Here is a 12,122-nt window from a genome sequence, read left to right as displayed (position 1 = left end):
AACTCATGATCGAGAGAAGAAGAGGAGCGGCACAATATGAGCCAGCCAAAAGAGAATAAGCCTCACAAATGGGAGATGGTCATCGATCTTGATCGCTGTACCGGTTGCGAAGCCTGTGTCGTGGCTTGTCATGCAGAGAACAACATTCGAATCTCCGGGGAAGAGGAGGCGGCGCAGGGCCGGGCGATCAATTGGATTAGGATCGAGCGTTACTGGGAGGGGGAGTATCCAAACGTCCAGGCTCGATTTATGCCGGTGCTCTGCCAGCACTGCGATGATGCGCCCTGCGAACTGGTCTGCCCCGTCTATGCCTCGTACCACACGCCGGAAGGGTTGAACGCACAGGTCTACAACCGCTGCATCGGGGTTCGCTATTGCGGCAACAACTGTCCGTATACGGCGAGGCAGTTCAATTGGTTCGACCCGCATTGGGATGAACCACTCGCGGAGCAGCTCAATCCCGACGTGACGGTCCGGCAAAACGGCATCATGGAAAAATGCACGTTTTGCGTGCAGCGCATCCGGCAGGGGAAGGAACAGGCAGAGAAAGAAGGGCGGCCGGTACGAGATGGAGACATCGTGCCCGCTTGTGTCCAGACCTGTCCGACGTCGGCGTTGGTCTTCGGTGACCGCAACGATCCCGATAGTCGAGTCTCGAAACTGGCGCGGCAGGACCGAGGTTTTCATCTCCTGGAATCGCTCGGGACTCATCCCGCCGTCACCTACTTGAAACGGATCACATAAGGATGTCGCAAAATCATCTCTTCTCACCCGTCCAACCCTGGCGCGTCCAGACGCGCCTTGTCCCAAGCAGCGTTCTTGCGGGGTATTGTCACCACACCATGCGTGACGCTCAGCGCGGCCTTGCCTGGGGATGGGCGCGTTTCAACGCGCCGGGGTGGGTGGGTGAAAACTGGAAGGCTATTTCAACATCCTTTGGGATTCAAATCTCGTCCTTTCAACTTGCGAGGAGCGACTCCTGATGGCGACGGGACAAGCCACGTGCGCCGACATGCCCACGATCAATCGGGATCTGCTCGCCCCGCTTCACGGCGCGAGTATCGGCTATCTGTCACTGGTAGTTGTCCTGACGGTCATGGCGGCGGCCGGCTTAGGCGCGTGGGCCTACCAAATCGAAGCCGGCATCGGACGGACGAATATGCATCCGCCGGTCTTTTGGGGAGCCTTCATTGCGTCGTTCGTCTACTGGATCGGCGTCAGCCATTCCGGCACATTCATCTCGGGCGTGCTGCGGCTGACCAAAGCGCAGTGGAGGAGACCGGTCACGCGCATTGCCGAATTGATGACCATCATTTCGGTCACGATCGCCATGCTCTTCGTCTTCTATCATTTGGGCCGCGTGTGGCGATGGTATTACCTGATCCCCTATCCGAATCAGCGGGAGATCTGGCCGAACTTCCGGTCTCCGCTCATGTGGGACGCGGTCGCCGTGTTTACCTACTCGACATCCAGCGCCATCTATCTCTACCTGCCGCTCATTCCTGATTTCGCGCTGGCGCGGGATCGGATCGGCGGCTGGCGCAAGCGGTTGTATGCGATGCTCTGCCTCGGATGGAAGGGCACACAGAAAGAATGGGAAATACTCAACACCGCCATCCGTATCATCACGCCGCTGATTGTGATGGTGATGATCTCCGTCCATTCGATCGTCGGATGGGACTTCGGCATGTCGCTGGTGCCGGGCTGGCATTCCACGGTCATCGCGCCCTATTTCGTGATCGGCGCCGTCCATTCAGGACTCGGCATGGTGGTGATCGGCATGTACTTCCTGCGGCGCACCTATCGGCTGGAGGCCTACATCGGGCCGGAGCATTTCGACAAGATGGGGAAGCTGCTCGTCGTCACGACGCTGAGCCTCGCCTATCTCTACTTTGCCGATCAGCTCACCGTCTGGTATGGCCGGATTCCCGACCACGCGGCGATACTCACGGCAATCGTCTCGGGCGTCTATGCGGCGCCCTTTTGGACGATGCTGGTGCTGATCTATGTGATTCCGCTCTGCACCGTGACGCTGCCGGCCTTTCGTCGGTGGCCGCTCGGCATGATGTTGATCGGCGTCGGCATCAATCTCGGGATGTATATCGAACGGATGTTGATCATCGTGCCGCCGCTGGCACGGCCACGATTGCCGTACAACTGGAGCAGCTATTTCCCCTCATGGGGAGAGCTGACCATGCTCTTGGGATCGTTGGCCCTGGCGATCCTCCTCTATCTGTTGGCGGTCAAGTTCGTGCCGATTATTTCCGTATGGGAAGAAAAAGAAGGGCGCGTGCGCGCTTCCGACCATGGATGACCGGGACAACCTGACGGCGCTCTTTCAACAGGACGTTAAGCCGGAGTCCTTGATGCAATCGCTGCGTGAGGCCGGCATTGCGGACGAGGCGGTGTCGATCATGACGCCGTTGCCCTTGTCCGAGCGCGCGTCGGCGCGCGTCGGCGCCATGCCTCTGTATCTCGTGACGATAATCGCCGGCCTCGTTGGAATCGGCGTGGGCGTCTTCTTCGCGGGTGGGACCGCCGCCCTGTATCCGTTGATGACGGGAGGCAAGCCGATCGTTGCGGTGCCGGTAGTTGCCATTATTGCTTATGAGACGATGATGCTGCTCGCGATTGTGACGACTTTCGTGACGATGATCGTCGGTATCAGGCGTGCCCATCGACATATTGCCGAACGCGATCCGCGTATCGATGACGGCTATCGCATGCTGGTCGTCTCGCTACCGATTGATCCGGATCGGGTGAGTCAGGTTCGGGATCTCTTGCAGCGAGCCGGGGCGGTGGAAATCCGGTCGTCGGAGCAAGAGGCCTCGGCTTGCTGGACATCCGTGGGAGAGGGAGGGGCCGCCACCGGGATTGTTGGGTTAACCGCGTTGTGCGTCTTGACCTCTTTTGCCGGTTGTTCGCGGGACATGCAAGAGCAGCCGTCCTATCAGCCACAAGAAGCGCCGCGCCTCCATTCGCCCGTGGGAAGCGTGCCGCGCCACAGCCGCTCGATCACTCCCAACGCCGTCCCGCCGGCAGCCCAGGATGAGGGGGCCAGGCTTTTCCTCATCAATTGTTCCCATTGTCATGGAATAGATGGAATGGGTACTAGTCCTGTTGTCCCATTCTTAAAGGAGAAGCCGACGAATCTCCACAACCCGGATGTGCAGCGATTGTCCGAAGACGCGATCTACGACACGGTGACGTATGGGCTCGCGGTTGAGGGGAAGGATGTGATGCCGCCGTTCAAGGGTGAGCTGTCGGCCGGCGAACGGCGCTCTGTGGCCGGATATGTCAAATCGTTGTCTCAACCGTAATCCACGTGAAACGTCGATCGTGAAGCGTACCGGCCAACGGTTTCAAGTTTCAGGTTTCAGGTCTTCTGCATGACTTGAAACTTTGAACGTGAAACTTGGAACTCATGAACGAGATACGCTGCTATGCCGACATTGCCTGCTATCGAATTTCCTCTGATCGGGAACAGCCTCGTGGTGGGCCTGTTCGCGCTCCTACACATCCTGCTCGCCGGTTTGGGCGTCGGATTCATGATGCTCGCGCCGCTGGCCGAATCACTGGGAGAGGCGCGCCCTTGGTTGCTCGAGGCCGCCCGATCGATGACCAGATTTACGATCGTCACCTATACGGCGAGCTTGGTGTTGGCGGTCATCATGGTGGATCTGTTCATCGGGTTGTTTCCGTTGACGAACACCCACTTGTTCAACCGATTCCGCTACCCGATCTTCGTCGCGGTGAGCGCCTTTCTCCTGCAGCTGTTTGCGCTCTATCCCTACTATCACTACTGGGATGCCTTGCGTGCCAGAAGCCCGAGCATTCATCGGGCGCTTGGATTCCTCGCCGCCTTGCTCATGCTCATCTGGGTTGCCGTGCTCGACGGGATCGGATCGTACATGCTCACGCCGCCACGGGCCGACGGCGCGTGGAGCCGCCTCGCGAACCCCACCTGGGGTCCCTTGGTCGTGCATCGTTTTCTGGGAAATCTTGTCATGGCCGGATACGTGACGGCGGGGTATGCAGCGTGGCGGCTCGCCGCCGCGCGAGGGGAGGATGCCGATTACTATGCGCATCTGTTGAAGGCGAGCCTGCTGCTCGGATTCACCATGCTGATGCTTCAGCCTCTGAGCGGCCTGCTCTACGCCAACACGATCAGCGCGTCGGCGCCGGAAGCCTATCGACAGCTGACGCAGGGGCCCTATCAGCCGTTGGTCTACGCTCAATTCCTGCTGATCGGGTTGTTATTCCTCGGCAGCCATCTGTGGCTCCACCATGCGTGGTCCGCCGGGAAACCGATGCGGTGGACCGTTGTGGCAGCCGGCATATCGGCGCTCGCGATGGTGCTGTCCGTCGGCCGTCCGGACCTCCGGCGCGTCTGGACCTTTTTACTCGTGGTACTGAGCGCCGTGGCCCTGTACGGAGCCCGCGGCCTGTTCGCGGAAGCGGCGTCCCCGGAGCAACACCAACGGCCGCTCATTCGATACCTTTCAGCCGCTCTGGCGGTCATTGCGGCGCTGACATACTTGACGATGGGTACCATCCGGGAAACGGCGCGCCGTCCGGACACCGTGCGTCACGTGATCTCACTCCAAGATGAGGCCAGGCAACCGGCGCTCGATCGGCATCGACAAGGAGGAGTGCAGGCCGACGTTGAGATCCCGCCGGCTCAGCCTAAATCTCAACCTTAACCTCGGACCAGCATGGAATTCGATCCCCTCAACATCCCACTGCTCTACGGCCGCATTGCCATTGCCACGGTGGCACTGAGCCACAGTCTGTTCGCCACGCTGGTTGTGGGAAGCGCGGTCATCGGCGCCATCGCGGCGACGCTGGCGCATGCGACGGATCAACCTCGATATCGGAGGCTGGCGCACATGATCGCATTCGCCCTGGTGTTGTGTACCGCCATGATCTCGTTTCTCGGGGTATCCTTCATCTTCGCGCTCAATATTTTCTGGCCCCGGTTTTGGCACAAGATTTTTCGGATCATGTTCTGGCCGTTCGTGTTGGAAGCGGGATTGTTCCTGGGCGAGGCCGTCTTCGCCTATGCCTGGTACTACCTGTGGGCTTGGTCTGCTGCCGCGGGATGGCGCAGGCTCGTTCATCTCGCATTCAGCTGGCTCGCCGCTCTCTGCGCGGTGGTCGCGATGTTCTTCATCGATATCACGTCATCCTATATGTTGACGCCCCATCCTCTTGACTCGTCGTGGGCCAATATTTTGAACCCAACCATGATCGATCTCGACCTCCATCGGTGGTTCGGAAACTTGACCTGGGCGGGGTTTGTCCTTGCGGCTTTGTGCAGCGTCGCGTTCCTGCGCTCGCAGGTAGAGGAAGACCGCCGCTTTTATCGCTGGGCCGGCGGCTGGTGCTTCGCCGTCGGCTTCGGGGCGCTCCTGATCATGCCGATGATCGGCTACCAATATTTACTGCATGTGCGATACGCCGAACCGCAGGCCTTCCACACGCTCATGCTCGGCGAGCGCTCATGGCTGTTCGATCTGGTCGCCCTGCTCTACGGGCTGATCGCCGTGCTCGGATCTTCATACATTCTTCGCGCCGTCCGTTCGGGTAGCGGGCCGGAAAGCGTCGCGCGCATGATCCTTCCGGTATCCTTGGCAGTGCTCATCGTCGCCTGGCTTGTCTTCGCCATGCCGTATCATCTGCAACATGTTCCCTTCCTCTCCCGACTGACCGACGCCCCGATCAATCCCCTCGGAAAAATGCAGCCGAACAAATATTTCGCGATCGCGGCGCTGGTGTTTTTCGGCTTGCTGAATTGGATTCTCTTCTTGCGTTCCTTCGCCGGCCCTGTCTCCTGGACGACCGCTGTCATGAGCGGCCAGGATCGCGCGAGTCAGAAAATCCTCATCGTGATCGCGGGCTGCGCCATGTTGACGATGCTGAGCATGGGGTGGGTGCGGGAAACGGCCCGCGCGTACAATGGATATCTGATCTATGGCGCCGTGATTTTTTCCGATGAGCAATCCACTTACGAACGGCTGCCTCCATGATGGACGCACACGCGCATGGGAAGAATAGACTCGTGCGATCGTTTGCAATCAATTGTACGCGCCCTCGGGTGAGGGCTTGCGCCGTAGGCATGAAGTGCGAAATCCGAATACCCGTCCATGATCTTGGCCTTCGATTCGCGAGTCGGAACTAACAGGCTAGGGAACGTGCGAGTTACTGAACGTGTGAGCCGCATGGTTAGGTCGATGCATGAGCGAGGTCGTCGAGCTCCGTGCTGGCGCCAGTTTAGTGTCCTCTATCTCATTGTTGCGTTTGTCGCATCGAGGTGCTCTTGTTTCGGCGATTCGGTTTTCCGGGATGGAGCGCGTGGATGGTCGACGCATTCGCGCTGCTCGGCGCGGGGGGTCTGATCAGTCGATGGGCGCACTGCAAAGCTGACCCACGACCGCGGGCGCGCCGCCTCTGAGCGCGCTCCTCGGCGAGGTTGTGCTGGACGCGCTGGGAGCGGCCGCCTCGTGGCTCGGCGCTCAACTGTGGCATCATCGATTGTTTCAAGCGACCGAGGTGTATGAACCGTTCGGCGAGGCCATCGGACTCATGGCCACCCTCGCTCCACAACGGAAGGAGCAGTTCAGCCGATTTGGAGGTCGGGTCGCGGAGCTGCTGAAAGCTGGCGGCCTTGCTCGTGTCCTGTGCGCTGATCTCACCGGCTCCGCAGGCGACGTCATGAAAATTCCACCATGGACAATCGGCTCACAAACCATCCAGGCAAAACGCTCGCCTGTTTCCCGCACCGTCCTTTTGCCCGCCCAGTACGTGATTCACAATGAGGTCGTCAGCGGCGTCACGCTCTTGATCGCCGCGCTGGCGGCCCTGACATGGGCCAACTCGCCGTGGCACGCGTCTTATCAGGCATTCCAGGAAACGATGATCACGGTGAGCGTCGGAAGGTTTTCGCTGTCGGAAGATCTCCGGCACTGGATCAACGACGGACTGATGGTGAGCTTCTTCTTTGTCGTTGGTTTGGAAATCAAGCGGGAATTCGTTCGAGGCGAGTTGTCGGACGCTCGAAACGCGGCGTTGCCGATTGCGGCGGCTCTCGGCGGCATGGTTGTCCCGGTGCTCATTTTTCTGTCGATCGCCTCAGGGGAAGGGAGCCGAGGGTGGGGCATTCCGATGGCGACCGATATTGCCTTCGCGCTCGGCGTGCTGGCCCTCCTGGGAAAACGCATTCCACCTCACCTCAGGATTTTCTTGCTCGCCCTGGCGACCGTCGATGACATCGGGGCTATCGTGGTGATTGCGATCTTTTACACGGCGCATCTTTCGCCGCCTGCGCTGGCGCTGGCCGCGCTGTTGCTCGGCCTCCTTCTGGCGATGCGCCAGGGTGGGATGATGCGCACTATTGCGGTGTATCTCATGCTTGTCGTTCTGTTCTGGGTGGCGGTCTTGAAGTCTGGTGTCCATGCGACGATCGGCGGGGTCATCTTAGGCGCGCTCATTCCAGCCCACGCGCCGTTCACCCGCAAGACGTTCGTCGCCTCGGCGGCGAAGCGCGTGGATCATGTTGCTGAAGCGCTCCGCCATGGCGCGACAGAGAGGGCCGAGGCGGTATTGGGAGAGATCGAGGAACTCACGCGGATGAGCGAAGCGCCGCTTGATCGGTTGGAACGCATCGTCCATCCATGGGTCAGTTTCCTGGTTCTGCCGCTCTTCGCGCTGGCTAACGCGGGAGTCGCCTTATCGGGTTCGATGCTTCGAGAAGCGGCGGCTAGTCCGGTGACGCTCGGCGTCGTGGGCGGACTGGTGATCGGAAAACTCGCGGGGATCGCCGGGTTCTCCTGGCTCGCCGTTCAGACCGGAATAGCCACCATCTCGAAAGACATCACCTGGTCGCATCTCATGGGCGTCGCAATGCTCGGCGGGATCGGCTTCACGGTGTCGCTGTTTATGACCGGTTTGGCGTTTGATGAAGCGCCGCTGCGCGCGGATGCCAAAGTCGGAATTTTGGCGGCGTCGCTGATGGCCGCAGTAATGGGGTACGCGTGGTTGTATTGGGCGACAAAGAAAAAAAGTCACAAAACGCAAGAGTGACTGGGCTGCTTCCGGCGGATGGCGCAAGCCCGGATCATGCACCGCCCACCTGGCCGCAGGCACCTTCGGTCATGCAGGTCGAAGCGGTGTATCGGCGGGTGCAGTAGAAGCGTTCATGGAACGCTGGAGGAAGCTGTGCCGCCGAGCTCACGATGATTGTGACGGCGGAAGGAGGCGCACCATGAGGATCAATCGGCGCTCGTTGCTTCGTTTCTCTCTCGTATGGCCGGCCACCGTGCCGCTCTGGTCCGGTACCTTGTTACAGGCTGCAGAATCCAAGGACGATCGGCGAGAGGAAACGCTCACGAAAGCACGCCCGGCCATGGCGGACAGCCTGGCCGACGCGATCGTCATCAAGAACGAGAATGTCTTTTTCGTGGCGCGACCGGACGGAAACGTGCCCTTGGCAAACTCACATGGCATGGGTCTCTACTATCACGACTGCCGGTACGTGAACGGCTATGAAATCGAGCTGGCGGGAACGAAACCGGCTCATCTGTCGGCCTCGTCGGTTCAAGGCTCGATCGGAGTCTTTACGTTGACCAACCCCAGAATCGAGCTGGCGGACGGAGGCATTCTCATTGAGGAGGAGCTTGGCATCACGTGGCGGCGGCTCATCGACAACGAAACTCCGGCGCTGCGCGATCGCCTCCTCATTCAGAACTTCACGCTTCAGACTCTCGAGTTTCCCGTCACGCTGACAATTCAATCCGCCTTCGAGGATCTGTTCGCGGTTCGGGGCCTCTTGTCCAAGCACTTGGGCACGCTCCATCCGCCGTCCTGGAAAGGCGGGGTGTTGCGCTTATCCTATGACGGCAAAGACGGGATCTTCCGTACAGTGACGGCCTATTGCGACCCGCCGCCCGACAAGCGTCATGGAACGACGGCGGAGTTCGTCGTGCGTTTGAGCCCCCGCGGCCAACAGCGAATCGAGGTCGCCTTGGTCATCGGTGAATCCAAGGATAGGGCGGCCGCCCTCCGTCCGACACCCGATCCCGCGGACTTCAGCCGATTGGATAGCGGGCTCGAACGGGAAACGCAGGCCTGGATGGCGCATGTCACCCAGGTAGTCACCAACGGCTCGGCCCTCGATCAGCTCATGGAACGCTCATTCCGAGGGCTGCGAGTGTTGCGCACACACGTGGGAAACGAAACGTTCTTTGCGGCCGGAGTGCCCTGGTTCGTCGCATTGTTCGGACGCGACAGCCTGATCACCGCCTGGCAAATGTTGGCCTACAATCCGAGGATCGCTGAGCAAACTCTGCGCCTGTTGGCACAATATCAAGGCACGAAAGAGGATCAATGGCGGGACGAACAGCCGGGGAAAATTCTTCATGAACTACGAGTCGGCGAGATGGCGAACCTGGACGCGATCCCCCATACGCCGTTCTACGGAACGATCGATGCCACGCCGTTGTTCTTAATGCTGATCGCGGAACATGCGGCGTGGACCGGTTCTCTGAGCCTCTTCCATGAATTGCGGGCTCCCATCGACCGGGCGCTGTCCTGGATGGATACCTACGGCGATCGGCACGGAGAAGCCTATCTCGCCTATACCAGCCGATCGAAAGACAAGTTGGTCAATCAGGGATGGAAAGATTCGGGAGACGCCATTGTGACCGCTGAGGGCAAAGTCGCTGCGCCTCCGCTCGCGTTGGTTGAGGTACAGGGGTATGGGTATGCCGCGAAACTCGGGATCGCGGGGTTGCTCACGCGGACCGGCGATCGTGACCGGGCGGATCGTTTGATTCGCGAAGCCAGGCGGCTGCGCGAGCGGTTCAACTTGGACTTTTGGATGGAGGATGAAGGCTGCTACGCGCTCGCTCTGCAGGCGGATGGGAGCCATGCTGCTGTCGTCTCCTCGAATCCAGGCCAGGCGCTGTGGACCGGCATCGCGGATCAGGACAAAGCCGAGCGGACGATCAAGCGGCTCATGGCCGAGGACATGTTCAGCGGATGGGGCGTCCGTACCCTATCGTCAAAGGCCCGCGCCTATAACCCCATCAGTTATCACCTCGGCACGGTGTGGCCGCACGACAATTCGATCGTCGCGGCGGGATGCCGGCGCTACGGACAAGATCGGGAACCGCTGCGGATTTTTCATGGACTGTTCGATGCGGCGTATCATTTTCATGCGCATCAGCTTCCCGAACTCTTTTGCGGCTTCGGCCGAGAGCAGTATGAAATCCCGATCAACTATCCTGTTGCCTGCCATCCGCAGGCCTGGGCCTCCGGCACGCTCCCGTGTCTCTTGACGACATTACTCGGCTTGACGCCGGAGGCGTTCGAGAAGCGACTCCGCATCAGCCGGCCGCTGTTGCCCGAGTTTCTCGACCGATTGGAACTACAGCGGTTGCATGTGGGTGAAGCGGTCGTCGATCTCGCTTTTCGACGCGGGAGGCAGGGCGTTCAGGTGGATGTGGTGAAGCAGCGGGGTGAGCTGGACGTTCAGGTGGAGAAGGGAAACTGACGGCAGTCCTTTGGTCTAAACCAGAGAAACGGGACTCATGGATTTTACCACCGCATTGGGGTTGTTGGCCGGAACGCTGACGACGATCGCCTTCTTGCCGCAAGTGATCCGGATCTGGAAGAGCAAATCGGCCAAGGACCTTTCCTTGGCCATGTTGGGCACGTTTACGACCGGAGTCTTATGCTGGTTGATCTATGGACTGATGATCGGCTCGCTACCCATCATCCTAGCGAACGCCGTCACGTTCGTGCTCGCCGGCATGAACGTTGTACTGAAAATGAAGTATGGGTGACGATGTCCGACCTCGTTACGCCCGGTGTCTGGTGTAAGCGCCAAGCTAATGGAAGCGGTGTGTTACCGACTAGGGAAATCAATAGGTGTCAGGTTGAACGAGGCAATGCTACGGTACGGCATCGTTGTTGTGGTGAGCTCTGATGGCCGGTACCGTCTTCTACCAAAAGCTCCATTGTGCGTCGTGTCAAGATGCCTCCCAAAGTGACCCCGGCCCGTTATGCCGTGAGGGGAACTCGGTCACATTGCGCAGGGCGCGGTCCTGCCCGCTTTCACTCACGCGAAACAAAATTCGGAGCTCACGACGCTGGTCTCCGATGATCGCGGTTTTCGAGAAGTCGATGAGATGACGGCGGCCTGGCGCGAGACCAGGTCCAGAAGGTGATCCAGCTCCGAGGGATCCGGGCAGTGGTGGCCTTTCAGAACCAGGTGCTTCTCCCGGTTCCTTGGGTCGATTAGAGGGCTTTCATCAATCCACCGGCGTGGATGTGTGAACAGACTGTCGGTGGGTTGGGAGATGTTCGCTGCGGGAGATATCGCCTTTAAGTCTCTGGTGGTCTCGCTCGATTGATTACGCTCCTTTCTGATCGGTACGTGAATCATCAGGGCATCCATTCGGGTCCATCGCAAGACGTAACTGTCTGTAGACCTGCAAAGGAGGAATCCCATGAATGTGTCGATTGTCACGATGATGTCGATGGCGTTCTTGTTCGTCAATGGATGCAATCGGGCGGACGTGATCCCCGAACGGCTCGAGGGAAAGGTTGATCGCGATCTGCGATATTCCGATATCAAAAGCAATCCCCCTGCCCACAAAGGAAAACTGATGCTGGCGGGCGGCAAGGTGCTGACTGCCAAACGCATGAAAGATGGTACGCGAATCGAAGTGCTGCAGATCCCATTGTCCGGGGATCTGATGCCGACGGGTCGTGAAACCGAGTCGAAGGGGCGATTCGTGGTTATCGACCGCGGTGACCAGGTGGCCGATCCGACCATATTCGACGATGAAAACAAACGCATCACGGTCGTGGGGGAGGTGCTGGACACAACCACCGTCACAATCGATGAAGTACAAGAACAGGTTCCTCAACTGGCCCTCAAACACCTCACGGTTTGGGATTGGGATCGTGTGAAAAGCGGGTATGTCCCGTATTACGGCTACGGTTATCCATATGGTTGGGGATATCGTGGCTACTATGGGTATCCCTTTTATTGGTAGAAACGTTCGATCATACGGTCTGTCATGACGATGTTAGGATGGATTCTTCTTAAGCCAAGC

9 protein-coding genes are annotated in these 12,122 nt (G+C 59.3%); all 9 read left to right on the top strand.

All coding sequences use genetic code 11. The features are described 5' to 3' along the window. The first annotated feature begins 36 nt into the window (after nt 1–36). The 9 genes from COMA2_RS18510 (at nt 37) to COMA2_RS18465 (ending at nt 12,062) form a co-directional block, all read left to right on the top strand. On the top strand, nt 37–744 hold the full coding sequence (locus tag COMA2_RS18510; protein ID WP_090901976.1) for a 4Fe-4S dicluster domain-containing protein: 708 nt from the start codon (nt 37–39) through the stop codon (nt 742–744). A 238-nt stretch (nt 745–982) separates the two neighbouring features. Next, entirely contained in the window at nt 983–2,314 is a 1,332-nt protein-coding gene (gene nrfD, locus COMA2_RS18505; RefSeq protein WP_090901973.1) for an NrfD/PsrC family molybdoenzyme membrane anchor subunit, read from the top strand. After that, the gene (locus COMA2_RS18500; protein WP_090901970.1) at nt 2,307–3,320 is read left to right on the top strand and encodes a quinol:electron acceptor oxidoreductase subunit ActD; all 1,014 of its coding nucleotides are present in this window, start codon (nt 2,307–2,309) and stop codon (nt 3,318–3,320) included. Before nrfD ends, COMA2_RS18500 begins: the two co-directional genes overlap by 8 nt. Before the next feature lie 123 nt (nt 3,321–3,443). Then, nucleotides 3,444–4,703: a hypothetical protein gene (locus COMA2_RS18495; protein ID WP_090901967.1), complete on the top strand. Its 1,260-nt coding sequence runs from the start codon at nt 3,444–3,446 to the stop codon at nt 4,701–4,703. 12 nt (nt 4,704–4,715) lie between these two features. Continuing rightward, entirely contained in the window at nt 4,716–6,029 is a 1,314-nt protein-coding gene (locus tag COMA2_RS18490) for a cytochrome ubiquinol oxidase subunit I (RefSeq protein ID WP_090901964.1), read from the top strand. A 445-nt stretch (nt 6,030–6,474) separates the two neighbouring features. Next, the gene (nhaA, locus tag COMA2_RS18485) at nt 6,475–8,082 is read left to right on the top strand and encodes a Na+/H+ antiporter NhaA (protein WP_090901960.1); all 1,608 of its coding nucleotides are present in this window, start codon (nt 6,475–6,477) and stop codon (nt 8,080–8,082) included. 181 nt (nt 8,083–8,263) lie between these two features. Continuing rightward, nucleotides 8,264–10,552 carry an amylo-alpha-1,6-glucosidase gene (locus tag COMA2_RS18480; protein WP_175304720.1) on the top strand — a complete coding sequence of 763 codons (2,289 nt, stop codon included), beginning with the start codon at nt 8,264–8,266 and terminating at the stop codon, nt 10,550–10,552. A gap of 37 nt (nt 10,553–10,589) precedes the next feature. Then, nucleotides 10,590–10,844, top strand: a complete 255-nt coding sequence (locus COMA2_RS18475) for a SemiSWEET transporter (RefSeq protein ID WP_090901954.1) — start codon at nt 10,590–10,592, stop codon at nt 10,842–10,844. 666 nt (nt 10,845–11,510) lie between these two features. Further along, nucleotides 11,511–12,062 (top strand): Slp family lipoprotein, encoded by a 552-nt coding sequence (locus COMA2_RS18465; RefSeq protein WP_090901949.1) that lies wholly within the window; start codon nt 11,511–11,513, stop codon nt 12,060–12,062. Nucleotides 12,063–12,122 lie beyond the last annotated feature (60 nt).

It is taken from the genome of Candidatus Nitrospira nitrificans (genome assembly GCF_001458775.1).
GTDB lineage: Bacteria > Nitrospirota > Nitrospiria > Nitrospirales > Nitrospiraceae > Nitrospira_D > Nitrospira_D nitrificans.
Note: the sequence above shows the minus strand (reverse complement) of the source record. Positions and strands in the feature narration are given on the sequence as shown.